We start from the raw sequence: 15,110 nt of genomic DNA on the forward strand, positions 1-15,110 counted from the left end.
ATTAACCGTTGCTATGATTTTGGGCTGGAGGCTGTCTCGACAGCCTTCCACTTGACCGCCACACCGTTGGTGTAGCGGGCATCTACCCGACTGACTTCGTCCGACCTTGCTGCCAGCCGGGTTTCATAAACCGTGATAAACCGCTCGAAGCGTTGTTCCACCTGATCCCGGCCAAGCACCACCTCGATGCCATTGGCCAGCTGCAGGGTCCAGGCGCCCCGATGTTCCAGAGCCAGGCCCGAAAATCCGAGGCCCCGGGCGACCAGCTTGTCACTCATGGTCCGCGCCATATTGATCACATCCCGTACTCTTTCGTCGGGCCCGGCCAGACGGGGAAGTCGACCTGCGACTTCGGGATTGGACGGCGCAAAAAGTTCACCGGTCCGGCTCACCAGGCGCCCATCGGTCCAGTAGGCCAGCGGTTTTTTCTCCCGGATATCGATGACCAGCCGGTCCGGCCACACCCGACGCACTGCGGCGGATTCAACCCAGGGCCGACGCTCAAGGCTCTCCTTGATTTCCGAGAGATCCGTGGCGAAATAGCTCTTGCCGATCCAGTCGCCAGCGGCGCGCTCAATGGCGACCCGGCTATCGCCCACAAATTCTCCCTTCACATCGACGGCAAGGATCTGCTGATCCATGGCGCCCAGCACCTTGCCAGTGCCCCAGGGCACCAGTGCAGCCAACAGCACAATCACCGCGCCCATGCCCACCTGGAGCCAGGGTACAGCTGCCAGCACACCCTTCAACACGCCAAACCGGTCCCGCTCGGGACCGAGGGACGTTGCCCCCCGGCGTCGCGGGGGCTCGGACGGAATCGCCCGGCTCCGGATCAGCAGTGTTTCAAGCATTGGCGCCCTCCAGACTGTCTTTCAGTATCCGGACCACCAGCTCTTCGAAGCTGATGCCTGCGGCCTTTGCAGCCATGGGCACAAGACTGTGGTCCGTCATACCGGGCACGGTATTGACCTCCAGCAGCCAGAACTTGCCGTCGCTGTCCTGCATGATGTCGACCCGGCCCCAGGTCCGACAGCCAACAACCCGGAAGGCCTCCAGTGCCAGGTGCTGAAGACGGACTTCGTCTTCAGGCGCCAGACCACAGGGAATGCGATACCGGGTATCGTCTGCCAGGTACTTGGCCTCGTAATCGTAAAAAACGTGCTCGGTGCTTGCGCTCAGGCCAATGGCCGGAAGCGCCCGATCCTGCAACAGACTGACGGTGAACTCCGGCCCTTCGATCCACTCCTCCACCAGCACCAGATTGTCCAGCGCGGCGGCGGCTTCGTAGGCGTCAGCCAGTTCGGCCGCCGTGTGTACCTTGCGGATGCCGATGCTGGAGCCTTCCCGGGAAGGTTTCACACTCAAGGGCGCCCGCAGTTCACCAATGATCTGTTCGGCCTGATCTGCTCCGGACATGGTGCGGAACTTCGGCGTTGGCAGGCCACAGCCTTCGAACACGTACTTGGTTCTCAGCTTGTCCATGGCCAGTGCCGAGGCCAGCACATCGCTGCCGGTGTAGGGAATACCGGCCTGCGAAAGGATGGCCTGCAAGGTACCGTCCTCGCCTCCACGACCATGCAGCGCGATGAACACCCGGTCAAAATCAGGGTTGTCGACGGTTCTCAGCAGGCAGCCGCGGACGTCCACGGCAAACGCATCCACGCCGGCTGACACCAGCGCCGCCAGTACCGCCTTGCCGCTTTTCAGGGACACTTCCCTTTCAGCGGAATCTCCACCCATGAACACGGCCACCCGACCGAGCGACCGAACGAGCTCCGGTTCGGCCTGATAAGCCTGTGGTTCCCCATGATGCATGTCACTCACCAGCTATCACTCCCGCGGCTGCCAGCCGCGCTGCCACGCCGCCAATATCGCCGGCGCCCTGGGTTATCAGCAGATCACCGTCCTGCAGCACATTGGCCAGCAGGGACTCGATTTCCAGGTTGTCCTCAACAAATACCGGTTCCACCTGCCCCCGCTGGCGAATACTGCGGCACAGGGCCCGACCATCGGCCCCCGGAATCGCCGGTTCGCCGGCGGAATACACGTCCATTAAAAGCAGGCCGTCCACTTCCGAAAGCACCCGGACAAAGTCTTCATAAAGGTCGCGGGTCCGCGTAAAGCGGTGCGGCTGGTAAAGCATGACCAGACGCCGATCGGGCCAGGCATCATGTGCAGCCCGGATAACAGCCTCTACCTCCGTCGGGTGGTGACCGTAATCGTCCACCAGGGTGACCGTGCCCTTGGGGGTCTGGTAATCGCCGTAGACCTGGAACCGGCGACCGACACCGGCAAATCCGGCCAGCCCGCGGCAGATTGCATCATCGGCGACGCCTTCGTCTGTGGCCACGGCTATGGCCGCCAGCGCGTTCAGCACGTTATGACGGCCCGGCATTTTCAGCTCGACCGCGAGGTCGCTGCGCCCGGCCGGACGCTTCACCACAAAGTGGGTCCGCAAACCGTCGGAATTGATACTCTCGGCCCGGTAATCCGCCTCCGGGTTGTCAATTCCGTAGGTGATGATGGCGCGGGATATCCGGGGGATGATCTCCTGAACGTAACCGTCATCGACGCACATCACCGCAACACCGTAAAACGGCAGGTTGTGCAGAAAGTCCACAAAGGTCTGCTTCAGCTTCTCGACATCGCCGCCATAGGTATCCATATGGTCCGCTTCGATGTTGGTTACCAACGAAATCACCGGCGTCAGATGCAGGAAGGACGCATCACTCTCGTCTGCCTCCGCCACCAGATAGCGGGAACCGCCCAACTGAGCGTTGGTGCCGGCGCTGTTCAGCTTGCCGCCAATCACGAAAGTCGGGTCCAGGCCCGCCTCACCCAGAATGGATGCGATCAGGCTGGTGGTTGTGGTCTTGCCATGGGTTCCAGCGACGGCGATGCCGTGGCGATAGCGCATGATTTCCGCGAGCATTTCTGCCCTGGGCACGATCGGCACCCGACGACTGCGGGCCGCCACGACTTCCGGGTTTTCCGCAGACACCGCTGAAGACACCACAACCACATCGGCACTGGCGCTGTTCTCTTCCCGGTGACCGATCTGCACTTCTACGCCCATACCCTTGAGACGATCGGTAACCGCCCCTTCTTTCAGATCCGATCCGGAAACGTCGTAGCCCTGATTCTTGAGAACCTCGGCGATGCCGCTCATCCCCGCACCACCAATCCCCACAAAGTGGATGTGACGGATCCGGCGCATTTCAGGCACCTGATAGACCAGGGGCGGATTATTTGCATCAGCCATTGGCGGCCTCCAGACAGTAATTCACGACTCTCTCCGTTGCATCAGGGCGGGCCAATGTTCGGGCGGCCTTCGCCATTTCGTTTACCCGGTCACGATTCCGGGCCAGATCACCCAGGGTTTCCGCAAGCACCGCCGGGGTCATTTTTGCCTGTGGAATCAGAATGGCTGCCTTCGCCGACACCATTTGTTGCCCGTTTTTCGTCTGGTGATCATCCACGGCGTGGGGAAAAGGCACCAGGACAGCGCCGATACCCGCGGCGCACAATTCCGAAACGGTCAACGCGCCTGCCCGGCACAGCACCAGGTCGGCCCACTGATAGGCCTCGGCCATGTCCTTGATGAACGGCTCAACGGCCGCCTCCACGCCATGCTCCTCATAGGCCTGCTTCGCCGCCTCGGCATGGCGCTCACCACACTGGTGGCGGACCACGGGCCGGTCACCTTCCGGCAACATCGCCAGCGCCTCGGGGAGCTGCTCATTAAAGACCTGCGCGCCGAGACTGCCGCCGATCACCAGCAATCTGAGAGCACCTTCACGGTCCGCCAGGCGCCTTTCCGGAACAGGCAAGGCCGCGAGGTCTTCCCGCACCGGATTGCCGGTACAGCGGGTAACCACTTTCGGCCCGAAGCTACCCGGAAAAGCCTCCAGCACGGTTTCTGCAAACCTGACCAGGATGCGGTTGGTCATTCCGGCGATGGCGTTCTGTTCATGAATCACCAGCGGCGTACGGTTCAGCCAGGCGGCAACACCACCGGGCCCGGTAACAAATCCGCCCATGCCTACAACGCAATCCGGGCGAACCCGGCGCAGGATGGTGAAGGCTTCACCCAGCGCCCGCATCAGCCGGAACGGCGCCAGCAAGAGAGCGAGCTTACCCTTGCCCCGCAAACCGGAAATATGAATCAGTGACAGCGGGATATCGGTTTCGCCGATCAGCCTCTGTTCCATTCCGCCACTGGCTCCGAGCCAGTACACCTGGTGGCCACGAGCCTCAAGCGCCCGAGCCGTTGCCAGGGCCGGGAACACGTGCCCGCCGGTACCGCCGGCCATCATCAGGAAGCGACGCTGTTCAGTCATACACCGCACCTCCCCGCGTCTTCGGACCGGTCTTCTCTCGGGCCAGCTTTTCCTGATCCAGGCGCTCCATTTCCACACGGGCAAGAACGCCAATGCAGATACAGGTAATCATCAGACTGGATCCACCGTAGCTCACCAGCGGCAGAGTCAGCCCCTTGGTGGGCAGAAGCCCGGTGCTGACCGCCATGTTGATGCCTGCCTGCAGGCCAATCAGCAGGGTCAGCCCATAGGCAAAACACGCGCCGAACGGCATGTCCGCCTTCTCGGCCCGGCGGGCAATGACGAATCCGGTCACCACCAGCAGGGTGAACAGACTGAGTACCAGCAAGGATCCCAGGAGACCGAATTCCTCAGCGATAATGGCGAAGATAAAGTCGGTGTGGGCCTCCGGCAGATAGAACAGCTTCTGGATGGAGTTACCCAGGCCGACACCACCCCAGTCTCCGCGACCGAAGGCAATCAGGGACTGGGTCAACTGGTAACCGCTGTCGAACTGGTCTTTCCAGGGATCGAGATAGCTGACAACCCGTTTCAGACGGTAAGGCTGGGTAACGATCAGAATGGCACCCAGGACCACCAGCGTGCCGATCAGGGGCACGAACCGGCTCAGCCGGACACCGCTCAGGAAAATCATCCCCGCCGCTGCCGTCACCAACACCACAGTGGCACCGAAGTCCGGCTGAATAACCAGCAGAACCGATGCCAAACCGAGGACGACCAACGGCTTCAGGAAACCAGGCCAGGTATTGAGCAGTTCATCCCGGCGACGGACCACGTAGCCGGCCAGGTAGGCAATCAGGCAGAGTTTCGCCACTTCCGAGACCTGGACGTTGAACAGGCCGAATGGAATCCAGCGGGTGGAGCCGTTCACGGTACGGCCCAGGGGCGTCAACACGAGAACCAGGACCAACAGACCGATGCCCAGCAGCAGCCAGCCGCTGCGCTCCCACCAGGCCACCGGCACGTTCACCGCTACCAGGGCCAGCAGGCAACCAAGACCGGCAAACATCAGCTGACGGATCACATAGTGGTAGCTGTTACCCATGGTTTCGGCAGCCATATCCATGGACGCCGAGGAAATCATGACCACACCCATCACCAACAATGCCACGGAGCTGATCACCAACATCGGCAGGGGCTGTATCTCGCCCAGCCACGGGTTCCGGTTCTGGAGTGGAAGATCTGCGTGCATCACAGGGCCTCCACCAGAGAACGAAACTGGTCACCGCGATCAAGATAGTCGCGGAACATGTCAAAGCTGGCGCATGCCGGCGAGAGCAACACCCGGTCTCCGGGCATGGCCAGTTCGGCAGAGCGGGAAACCGCCTCGGCAAGGCTACCTACCCGGTGTACCGGAATACCGCTGCCCAGCACATCGGCGATGGCCGGCGCATCGCGACCAATCAACAGCACAGCCCGGCAATGCAATGCAATGGGCGCTTCCAGGGCGATAAAATCGGCACCTTTGCCATCACCACCGGCGATCAGCACGACTTTGCCATTGTCCGGTGCAAGGCTTTCAATGGCGGCCACTGTGGCTCCGACATTGGTGCCCTTGGAATCATTGATGAAATCCACATCGTTCAGCCGGCGCACAAACTCGCAGCGATGCGGCAGCCCCGGAAATTCACGGGCGACCGTCAGCATCACATCCATGGGCAGACCAGCGGCATGGCCCAGTGCCAGAGCAGCCATCACGTTGCTGATGTTGTGATGACCCATCAGCTTCAACTCGCTGGCCAGCAAGAGGTTATCAAACCCGAAGGTAATCCAGGTGCCCTGGTCATCGTCCCGGGTGCTGAACGTCTCCGGATTCACCCGATGGAAGCCGAAACACAGGAACCTCAGGTTGTCCCTTGCCATGGGTGTGCTCAAGGCATCGTCCAGATTAACAATGGCGTTCTTGCAACCCCGGAATATCCGCTGCTTGGCCTGGAAATACGCCATCTTGTTGGGGTAACGGTCCATGTGGTCGTCACTGAGGTTGAGCACCGTTGCCGCAAGGGCGTTCAGCTCGTCCGTGGTCTCAAGCTGGAAACTCGAAAGCTCGAGCACATACAGGTCTGCGCCCTGGCCAAGAAGATCAAGGGCCGGGGTACCGATATTGCCGCCAACGGCGACGTTCCGGCCCGCCGCTCTGGCCATCTCACCCACCAGTGTGGTGACGGTGGTTTTGCCATTGGAGCCAGTGATCGCGACGATCGGCGCATCGGCAGCCTCGGCGAACAGATCAATGTCACCCCGGATTCTTGCTCCCTGGCGGGCGGCAGCTGCAATGGCTGGTTCGGCAATGCTGATTCCCGGGCTGACCACCAGTTCGTTGAAACCGGCAAACAGCTCTGCGTCAAAGGTCCCGAGGTGTACCGGAATATCCGGCCAACCGACCTTCAGCTGATCAAGACCCGGAGGAGCCGTGCGGCTATCGGCCACAGCAACGTCCCGCCCCTGTTCGGACAGATAGCGCACGCAGGAAAGCCCGGTTTTACCGAGCCCTACGATCAGTGTGCGACGATCCGAAACAATGACACTCATAGTTGCAGCGCTTTCCTATCTCAGTTTCAGACTGGCAATGCCAATCAGGACCAGAACGACCGTGATAACCCAGAACCGGACAATCACTCGTGGCTCCGGCCAGCCTTTCAGTTCAAAGTGGTGATGCAGCGGCGCCATGCGGAATATCCGCCGCCCGGTCAGACGGAAGGACGCTACCTGCAGGATCACCGACACGGTTTCCATCACGAACACACCGCCCATGATGAACAGCACTATTTCCTGGCGAACAATCACCGCGACCACACCCAGGGCGGCACCGAGGGCCAAGGCGCCCACATCCCCCATGAAAACCTGAGCCGGGTAGGTGTTGAACCAGAGGAAACCAAGCCCGGCGCCAACGAGTGCGCCGCAGAATACGATAAGCTCCCCGGTGCCCGGGAGATGCGGGATCAACAGGTAATTGGCGAACTGGGCGTGGCCGGACAGGTAAGCGAAGATACCAAGCGCTCCGGCGACCATCACCGTTGGCATGATTGCCAGACCATCCAGGCCGTCGGTCAGGTTGACGGCGTTGCTGCTGCCAACGATCACGAAATAGGTGAGCAGAATGAACAGCACCGGGCCAAGGGTGAGGGATACCTGCTTTACAAAGGGCACATACAGAGACGTCTCCTGGGGCAAGGCGGAACTGAAGAACAACACTACAGCCGCCGTAGCGCCGATAACCGACTGCCAAAAATACTTCCAGCGGGCCGGCAGGCCCCGCGGGTTACGTTCCACGACTTTGCGATAGTCATCAACCCAACCGATTGCGCCGAACAGGAGCGTCACCAGCAGGGTGACCCAGACGTAGCGGTTACCAAGATCCGCCCAGAGCAGCGTACTGATGCCAATGGCCACCAGGATCAGTGCGCCACCCATAGTCGGGGTGCCAGCTTTGCTGAGATGGGTTTGCGGACCGTCATCTCTCACCGCCTGACCAATCTGGTACTGGCTCAGCTTGCGGATCATCACGGGGCCGATGATCAGCGAAATCAGCAGCGCGGTGAGTGTGCCCAGAATTCCACGCAGGGTCAGGTACTGAAACACCGTCAGTGCGGAGAAATACTGTGATAGGACCTCTGTCAGCCAGAGCAGCATGAGTTATTCACCTTTTCTTTAATTCCCTCCACCACACGCTCCATGGCGGAACTGCGAGAACCCTTGACCAGCACTGTCAATGGTGTGTTTTTATCCCCAATCGCCGATTCAACGGCCTGCTCATGGCTCAGCCCGAGTTCCGTGGACTCGCCAAACCCGTCGGCATAACCTTCACAACCCGGCCCCACGGTAATCAGTCGATCGATACCATGCTCCCGGGCGCACACTCCAACTTCCCTGTGCAACGCATTTGCCTTGGCGCCAAGCTCTGCCATGGCACCGAGTACAGCAATCTTCTGACCTGCACGGCCGGCCAGCACGCCGAGCGCGGCTTTCATGGACGACGGGTTGGCGTTGTAACTGTCGTCAATCAGCGTCATTTCCGGCGACAACTCCAAGACCTGAAGCCGCCCTTTCACCGGCGCAACACTGGCCAGCCCTGCAACAATCGCCTGATCACTGGCACCCAACTCACGGGTTGCCGCGATGGCAAGCAGCATGTTGGTGATGTTGTGATCGCCCTCCAGGCCCAGCGTGACCCTGCATAGCCAGCCGTTCGGGCCGCTGACCTGAAAGGTTCTGGTTCCGGCGTCCTGGCCCTCAATGACTGCGTGATAATCCGCCTCGGCGCCGAGACGGCTGACACCTGCGACGCGGCGGGCCCCGGCTCGGGTGCGCCACTGCGCGAAGGCCGGATCGTCACCGTTGAGCACCATCAGCCCGTCTGACGCGACGCCGTCAATGATTTCGCCCTTGGCCAGGACAATGTTCTCGTAGCTGCCAAACCCTTCCAGATGGGCCTCGCCAGCATTGGTGAGAATGGCAACGCGGGGCTTTGCCAGGGCGACGGTATGGGCAATTTCACCCAGCCCACTGGCACCCAGTTCAATCACGCCGTACTGGTGTTCCGGAGAAAGGCCGAACAGCGTAAGCGGAACGCCGATGTGATTGTTCAGGTTGCCTTTCGTTGACAGCGTCTTGCCCATCTGCGACAGAATGGCGGCGCACATTTCCTTGACGGTGGTCTTGCCGCTGCTGCCAGTGATCGCGAGGATGGCCGCTGTGCTTTCTTCACGGTTGGCGGCCGCTAGCCGGGCAAGGGCCTCCAGTGTGTCATTCACTACCAACTGAGGCAGAGCCAGGTTGGTATCAGACGTATCGACCACCAGGCCAACTGCGCCTTTATCCATGGCCTGTTGCAGGAAACGGTGGCCATCGAAATTTTCGCCGCGCAGGGCCACAAACAGCTGGCCAGGCTCGAGGGTGCGGGTATCAGTGGAAACCCCGGCGAAGCTCACCGACGCAAGGTCGCCCGAAGCGCACTGGGCGCCCAGCCAACCCTTGGCTTCCGCCAGCGAAAAGGCGCGCATCATGCCACACCCCCATTGAGTTTCAAGACGTGGCGAACCTGCTCCGCATCACTGAACGGGTATTTCTGGCCGGCGATTTCCTGATAAGCCTCGTGGCCTTTCCCTGCGATCAGAACTACGTCGTTTGGCGTGGCCGAGCGGATCGTCGACTGAATGGCCTCGGCCCGGTCATGGATAACAGAGACCCGGGCGGCGTCCGTGAAACCGGCGAGGATGTGCCGCGCAATTGTTTCGGGGTCCTCACTGCGGGGATTGTCATCAGTAACGACCACCCGATCTGCAAGCCTCTCGGCTTCCCGGGCCATTTCCGGACGTTTACCGGCATCACGGTCACCGCCGCAACCAAACACGCACACCAGTTCACCGGTAACGTGCGGACGCAGTGCTGTCAGAGCATTGGCGAGGGCATCCGGGGTGTGGGCGTAATCGACCACCACCCTGACACCATTAGCACCCACAAACCGCTCCAGCCTGCCCGGTGGCGGTGTGAGCCGACCCACAGCCTGCTGCACGCGCTCGATCGGCACGCCAAGCGTCAGAACCGTTGCCATAGCCGCCAACACATTGCTCGCGTTGAAACTTCCCATCAGCGGAACCGAGACAACAAACCGGCTCCACTCGCCATCGACCTCAGCTTCAAAGCCTTCGTCGGTTGGTCGGAATTCCCGTAACCAGAGCTCGGTCTGGGCCTCGTGCAGGCTGTAGCGCACGCGATCACATTTGCCGTCCAGCTGTTCGAAGAGCTGTCGACCAAATGGATCGTCAAAGTTGATTACCGAAAAATGCAGCTCTTCACGCTGGAAAAGCTGCGCCTTGGCGGCACCATAGGCTTCCATGGAACCGTGATAATCCAGATGATCCCGGGTCAGATTCGTGAATACAGCGCCGGTCATCGAGAGGTTATCCACGCGGCCCTGATCAAGGGCATGGGAGGACACCTCCATCACGGCTGCCCGACCTTCCTGTTTCACGATCCGGGACAGCACCCGGTTAACCTGAACCGCATCCGGTGTCGTATGCGTCGCAGGCTGCAGGGCGCCGGGCATGCCATAGCCCAGGGTGCCGAGGATGCCGCAGGGCGTTCCCGTTTCCTTGAGCAGCTGTGCGACATACTGGCAGACCGACGTCTTGCCATTGGTTCCGGTCACGCCAATCAGGCGAAGTCGTTGCGACGGATGCTCGAAAAAGCGATCAGCGATTCGCCCCACCAGACTGCGTAGGCCAGCGACAGGTACGATCAAGGCACCGTGGTGTTCGGTGCACTCTCCCGCCTGCTGCGCTTCCAGGAGGATGACCGTTGCGCCCGCTGCAATGGCCTTATCGACATAGAAGTCAGCCGGCGTTCGGGCGCCCGAGAGGGCGATAAAGGCATCGCCGGAGGCGACTTCCCGACTGTCGGTTTTCAGTCCGTGGATGGTCACGTCGAACACCGACGGAACCGCTACGATACCCTGCAATAACGTGCTGAGAGATGTGATGCACATAGGCCTACCCTCGCTCTCCGGATGCAGAAGCAGCCATTTCGGCCTCTCCCACTTCCAGTTCAGGCTTCACATTCAACAGTCGCAGTGCGTCACTCATTACCCGTGAGAATACTGGCGCGGCCACTTCACCACCGTAGTATTCTCCGGACTGCGGCGCATCAACGGCCACAACCGTAACCAGCCTCGGGTTATCAATAGGCGCCATACCGGCAAAAATCGCCTTGTACTGGCTATCCTCGTAACCCTGGGCCCCAACAAGATGAACAGTCCCGGTCTTGCCACCAGCCGAGTAGAATCCAGGCTGGGCCCGCTTACCGGTACCCCTTGAAACGGCCTCGCGCAGCATATTGCGAACCTGGAGGGTGACCTGCTCCGAGAGCACTCGCTGCCCCTCCGGCTTCTTGTCCTGCCGGACCAGGCTCAGGGGATAACGCACGCCACCATTGGCGATCACCATATAGGCCTGGGCCAATTGAAGAGCGTTCACGCTCATACCGTATCCATAAGACAGTGTCGCCTCTTCCACGGGGCGCCACTTGGGTGGCGATGGCAATACGCCCACGGCTTCGCCGGGAAAACCGATCCCCGTTGGCTGGCCAAGCCCCAGACGGGCGTAAAGATCACGAATCACATCGCCGCCAAGGTCGGTAGCAATCCGGCTGATTCCGACGTTGCTGGACTTGACGATGATCTCGGTCATATCCATGACGCCATAGTTGCGATGATCCCGGATGGTGAAACGACCGAAACGGCGAAAACCCGGGTTGGTATCAATGGTGCTGTTAACCGAGTAGCTGCCGGATTCCAGAGCCGCCGCCGTGGTGATCGGCTTCATGGTTGAGCCTGGCTCGAACAGGTCGGTGATAGCCTTGTTTCGAAGATTCTCCGCTGCGAGCTGACTGCGGTCATTGGGGTTATAGGACCCCTGGTTGACCATCGCCAGGACCTCACCGGTATCCACGTCGAGCATGACCAGCGTACCCCCTCTGGCATTATGAGCCGTCACCACAGCCTTGAGTTCGCGATAGGCCAGGTACTGGAGGCGCAGGTCGATGCTGAGGGCGAGGTTCTGGCCGGGGCTGGCATCGCGAATCAGGGTCAGATCCTTGATAACCCGGCCACGGTTGTCTTTCAGGACCCGCTTCCGGCCGGTTTCACCGGACAGCCACTGGTTGTAGGCGAGTTCGATCCCTTCCTGCCCGCGTTCGTCGATATCGGTGAAGCCCACAACGTGAGCGGTGACTTCACCTGCAGGGTAATAGCGACGGTATTCCTGACGGGTGTATATCCCGTCAATCTCCAGTTCGAGAACCTTTCTGGCCAGATCCGGCTGAACCTTGCGGCGCAGATAGATGAATTCCCGCCCGGAGTATTCTTCGAGACGCTGCCGGAGAGAGGCTTCATTGATATCGAGCAGCCGCGCAAGGTTGGTGAGTCGCGCCTCGGAGGGATTGGCTTCAGAAGGATTCGCCCAGATGGTCTGCACTGGCGTGCTGACGGCCAGCGGCTCGTCATAACGATCGGTGACAACACCACGATGAGCATCAATACTCTCAACCCGGATGGTCCGGACATCACCCTGTTTACGCAGAAAGTCGTTATCCACGACGTGGAGGTCGACCAGACGCCATCCAAGTACACCAACGACCAGGAGAAAGACGCCCACGACGGAGCCAAAGCGCCAGGCTGCCAGCCCGGACGCCAAACGCTGCCCCCATGTTGTCTTCTTTCCCTGATCGGACACGTCGATCACCCTGAATCGTTGTTGTTTTCGTTTATTATCGGTTTGCAACCGGCGACATCAGCGGTACCAGCACAATATCCTGGCGCCCCGGCACTACCATGCTGAAACGCTCAGCCGCCAGCTTTTCGACTCGACCGTGGGCACTAAGCGCACTTTGTTCAAGCAGCAGCTGACTCCATTCACTTTGATAGCGGTCGCGCTCGGACTGAAGCTGCGACAGGGTATTAAAGAGCTCCCGGTTCTCGTGGGCGCTCACCACCACGCCGATGGAGGACGCCAGCAACACGGCCACCAGCCCAAGCGAGACCAGCACTTTGCCCTGCCGGGTCGCAGCGAATACCTGCCTTGAAATCCGGACCGCAGTTGCAACACCGTCGCGGACCTTCTGCTTGTTGAGCTTTGCCGTTTTTACCGGCTCTTCAATGGCTACCGCGCCCATGGTTACGCGCTCCCCTGCGAGTTTTTCCTGAGATCTGTGCGTTCCAGCACCCGCATGACTGCACTGCGGGCACGTACGTTGTCACTTACTTCGTCAGCGCCGGCCTTGCTGGCCTTACCAACCAAGCGGAAGTCGGAGGCCTCCTGCTCTGCCGTTACCGGAACACCTTTAGGCAACTGCGGCCCGCGGGCCAGATCCCTCATGAAGCGCTTGACCAACCGGTCTTCCAGCGAATGAAAGCTGATCACCACGAGTCGCCCGCCGGGTGCCAGATGGTCAACCGCAGACTTAAGGCCGACTTCCAGATCCTCCAGCTCCCGGTTGATAAAGATCCGGATTGCCTGAAACGTCCGGGTGGCCGGATGCTTATGCTTTTCTTTCTTCGGCACCGCCTCGCTGACCAACTCTGCCAACTGGCGAGTGGTTTCGACGGGCGCTTCCTGCCGACGCTCGACCAGTAGCCGGGCAATGCGCCGCGAGAATTTCTCTTCGCCGTAACGGAAAATCACGTTTGCGATATCCGACTCGCCCGCTGTTGCAAGCCATTCGGCGGCGCTGGGCGATTGTTCGGTATTCATGCGCATGTCCAGTGGACCATCACGCATGAAACTGAATCCACGGGAGGCATCATCAAGCTGCGGCGATGACACGCCGAGATCCAGCAACACACCATTCACTGTCTGCCAACCCTGACCGACCACCGCAGCGCCCAGCTCCGCAAACGAACCGTGGAAACTGTGGAACCGGTTATCCTGGGTTTCCAATTCCTTCGCCGCGCGTATCGCCTCGGGATCCTTGTCGATACCCAGCAACCGCGCCGACGGGCCGAGGCGACCGAGAATCAGGCGGCTGTGACCACCCCGTCCAAAGGTGCCATCCACGTAATTACCGTCGGGGTCGTTGACCAGATAGTCGACCGCCGAATCCAGGAGCACCGAGCGATGCGAGTACGCCGCCCCGGCCTCCTGATTGCGATCGGTGGTCATAAGGACAGCGCCTCCATCTCGGGCGGCATGTCTTCGTCATCAGAGGATTCATCCAGCCAGGCAAACCAGCGCTCTTCGCTCCAGAGCTCTAGCTTCTTGCCTTGCCCGATCAACATCAGCTTTTTCTCCAGATGGGCATAGCTTCTTAGAGTTGGCGGAATCAGAATGCGCCCGGCCGAATCCAGCTCCATGGGCGCAGCATTACCCAGGATCAGGCGCTGCAGCCGCCGGGCCGCCTTATTCATGTTGGGAAGCGCCTCGATTTTAGGCCGTAGAACTTCCCATTCGGGCTCCGGATAGACCAGCAGACACCGCTCCTCGTCAGCGTTTGCTGTCAATACAATGCGCCCACCACAAGCCTGCGCGAGCTCTTCGCGTACCTTGGAGGGGATCGCCAGGCGACCCTTCGCATCCATATTGATGGCATGACTGCCGAGAAAATTACTCATTTACGCTGTCTCTGGGTGCCCGATATCCACAAAAAACCACTAGAAACCACTTTTTCCCACTTCTGCACACTATAGAAACACGCAATACACAATGCAAGCGCCGCAAACAGCGCCACACTTGGAAAACTTCCTTTTATGACAAGAGGTTACAGAGCCAGATTCGATAAAATGGTGAGATTACGGAAAAGAAAAGAAGTAAAATCAAATACCTGCAAAAAACTCTGAAGACTGCAAGTGAGGTTTAAGATTTTTTGGCTATAAAGAACGCCTGTTGAGAATGACAGACGTTTCAGGAAGGGAAAAAGCGAGCTCGCCGATAAGCCGGGTTCTGTCTTGGACAGTCATTCATCTAGGGCCTGCGTCACCACAGGCCTCAAGCAACCTACCCGAATCCAGCGCGGGCCACGCCATTGGATTCCTATTTGGTCTTGCTCCAGGTGGGGTTTACCATCGCCGTGGACTGTTGCCAGCCACGCGGTGCGCTCTTACCGCACCGTTTCACCCTTACCGGCGCCCGAAGGCGCTTAGGCGGTATACTTTCTGTTGCACTTTCCGTCGGCTCGCGCCGCCCAGGCGTTACCTGGCACCTTGCCCTATGGAGCCCGGACTTTCCTCCCCCGGAAAACCGGCGGCGACTGTCTGGCGAGCTCGGGCGAGACAATACT

Annotated in this window: 13 protein-coding genes and 1 other RNA gene; all 14 read right to left on the reverse strand. The window is 60.0% G+C overall.

Features of this window, described 5'->3' with window-relative positions; translation table 11 throughout:
* Window positions 1–11 precede the first annotated feature (11 nt).
* Window positions 12–851, reverse strand: a complete 840-nt coding sequence (locus tag AC13E3_RS18490) for a cell division protein FtsQ/DivIB (protein WP_482902332.1) — start codon at window positions 849–851, stop codon at window positions 12–14.
* The gene (locus AC13E3_RS18495; protein ID WP_199185536.1) at window positions 844–1,815 is read right to left on the reverse strand and encodes a D-alanine--D-alanine ligase; all 972 of its coding nucleotides are present in this window, start codon (window positions 1,813–1,815) and stop codon (window positions 844–846) included. Before AC13E3_RS18495 ends, AC13E3_RS18490 begins: the two co-directional genes overlap by 8 nt.
* A gap of 1 nt (window position 1,816) precedes the next feature.
* The gene (gene murC, locus AC13E3_RS18500; protein ID WP_482902333.1) at window positions 1,817–3,262 is read right to left on the reverse strand and encodes a UDP-N-acetylmuramate--L-alanine ligase; all 1,446 of its coding nucleotides are present in this window, start codon (window positions 3,260–3,262) and stop codon (window positions 1,817–1,819) included.
* Complete coding sequence (murG, locus tag AC13E3_RS18505; protein ID WP_092030361.1) at window positions 3,255–4,340, reverse strand: undecaprenyldiphospho-muramoylpentapeptide beta-N-acetylglucosaminyltransferase; 1,086 nt, start codon at window positions 4,338–4,340, stop codon at window positions 3,255–3,257. The genes murC and murG overlap by 8 nt, the downstream gene beginning before the upstream one ends.
* Window positions 4,333–5,532 carry a putative lipid II flippase FtsW gene (gene ftsW, locus AC13E3_RS18510; RefSeq protein ID WP_288367256.1) on the reverse strand — a complete coding sequence of 400 codons (1,200 nt, stop codon included), beginning with the start codon at window positions 5,530–5,532 and terminating at the stop codon, window positions 4,333–4,335. Before ftsW ends, murG begins: the two co-directional genes overlap by 8 nt.
* Window positions 5,532–6,872: a UDP-N-acetylmuramoyl-L-alanine--D-glutamate ligase gene (murD, locus tag AC13E3_RS18515; RefSeq protein ID WP_482902334.1), complete on the reverse strand. Its 1,341-nt coding sequence runs from the start codon at window positions 6,870–6,872 to the stop codon at window positions 5,532–5,534. Before murD ends, ftsW begins: the two co-directional genes overlap by 1 nt.
* A 15-nt stretch (window positions 6,873–6,887) precedes the next feature.
* Window positions 6,888–7,973 (reverse strand): phospho-N-acetylmuramoyl-pentapeptide-transferase, encoded by a 1,086-nt coding sequence (gene mraY / locus AC13E3_RS18520; protein ID WP_008176520.1) that lies wholly within the window; start codon window positions 7,971–7,973, stop codon window positions 6,888–6,890.
* The gene (locus tag AC13E3_RS18525; protein WP_104271803.1) at window positions 7,958–9,346 is read right to left on the reverse strand and encodes a UDP-N-acetylmuramoyl-tripeptide--D-alanyl-D-alanine ligase; all 1,389 of its coding nucleotides are present in this window, start codon (window positions 9,344–9,346) and stop codon (window positions 7,958–7,960) included. The genes mraY and AC13E3_RS18525 overlap by 16 nt, the downstream gene beginning before the upstream one ends.
* Window positions 9,343–10,827: a UDP-N-acetylmuramoyl-L-alanyl-D-glutamate--2,6-diaminopimelate ligase gene (locus tag AC13E3_RS18530; protein ID WP_092030365.1), complete on the reverse strand. Its 1,485-nt coding sequence runs from the start codon at window positions 10,825–10,827 to the stop codon at window positions 9,343–9,345. The genes AC13E3_RS18525 and AC13E3_RS18530 overlap by 4 nt, the downstream gene beginning before the upstream one ends.
* A gap of 4 nt (window positions 10,828–10,831) precedes the next feature.
* On the reverse strand, window positions 10,832–12,571 hold the full coding sequence (locus AC13E3_RS18535) for a peptidoglycan D,D-transpeptidase FtsI family protein (protein WP_008176526.1): 1,740 nt from the start codon (window positions 12,569–12,571) through the stop codon (window positions 10,832–10,834).
* Between the two features lie 34 nt (window positions 12,572–12,605).
* A complete protein-coding gene (gene ftsL / locus AC13E3_RS18540; protein WP_008176529.1) occupies window positions 12,606–13,010 on the reverse strand; it encodes a cell division protein FtsL in 405 nt (134 codons plus the stop codon).
* Between the two features lie 2 nt (window positions 13,011–13,012).
* Complete coding sequence (gene rsmH, locus AC13E3_RS18545) at window positions 13,013–13,996, reverse strand: 16S rRNA (cytosine(1402)-N(4))-methyltransferase RsmH (protein ID WP_008176531.1); 984 nt, start codon at window positions 13,994–13,996, stop codon at window positions 13,013–13,015.
* The gene (gene mraZ / locus AC13E3_RS18550; RefSeq protein WP_008176533.1) at window positions 13,993–14,445 is read right to left on the reverse strand and encodes a division/cell wall cluster transcriptional repressor MraZ; all 453 of its coding nucleotides are present in this window, start codon (window positions 14,443–14,445) and stop codon (window positions 13,993–13,995) included. The genes rsmH and mraZ overlap by 4 nt, the downstream gene beginning before the upstream one ends.
* Window positions 14,446–14,746: 301 nt before the next feature.
* Window positions 14,747–15,096: RNase P RNA component class A (rnpB, locus tag AC13E3_RS18555), an RNA gene on the reverse strand.
* Between the last annotated feature and the right edge of the window lie 14 nt (window positions 15,097–15,110).

The organism is Marinobacter sp. L-80 (genome assembly GCF_056859395.1).

Excerpts from the sequence above, each read along its gene's own strand:
- AC13E3_RS18530 (WP_092030365.1), bottom strand. The coding sequence starts at position 10,827 with ATGTGCATCACATCTCTCAGCACGTTATTGCAGGGTATCGTAGCGGTT.
- mraY (WP_008176520.1), bottom strand. The coding sequence starts at position 7,973 with ATGCTGCTCTGGCTGACAGAGGTCCTATCACAGTATTTCTCCGCACTG.
- ftsW (WP_288367256.1), bottom strand. The coding sequence starts at position 5,532 with ATGCACGCAGATCTTCCACTCCAGAACCGGAACCCGTGGCTGGGCGAG.
- mraZ (WP_008176533.1), bottom strand. The coding sequence starts at position 14,445 with ATGAGTAATTTTCTCGGCAGTCATGCCATCAATATGGATGCGAAGGGT.
- murC (WP_482902333.1), bottom strand. The coding sequence starts at position 3,262 with ATGGCTGATGCAAATAATCCGCCCCTGGTCTATCAGGTGCCTGAAATG.
- murD (WP_482902334.1), bottom strand. The coding sequence starts at position 6,872 with ATGAGTGTCATTGTTTCGGATCGTCGCACACTGATCGTAGGGCTCGGT.
- murG (WP_092030361.1), bottom strand. The coding sequence starts at position 4,340 with ATGACTGAACAGCGTCGCTTCCTGATGATGGCCGGCGGTACCGGCGGG.
- AC13E3_RS18495 (WP_199185536.1), bottom strand. The coding sequence starts at position 1,815 with ATGCATCATGGGGAACCACAGGCTTATCAGGCCGAACCGGAGCTCGTT.
- ftsL (WP_008176529.1), bottom strand. The coding sequence starts at position 13,010 with ATGGGCGCGGTAGCCATTGAAGAGCCGGTAAAAACGGCAAAGCTCAAC.
- rsmH (WP_008176531.1), bottom strand. The coding sequence starts at position 13,996 with ATGACCACCGATCGCAATCAGGAGGCCGGGGCGGCGTACTCGCATCGC.
- AC13E3_RS18490 (WP_482902332.1), bottom strand. The coding sequence starts at position 851 with ATGCTTGAAACACTGCTGATCCGGAGCCGGGCGATTCCGTCCGAGCCC.
- AC13E3_RS18525 (WP_104271803.1), bottom strand. The coding sequence starts at position 9,346 with ATGATGCGCGCCTTTTCGCTGGCGGAAGCCAAGGGTTGGCTGGGCGCC.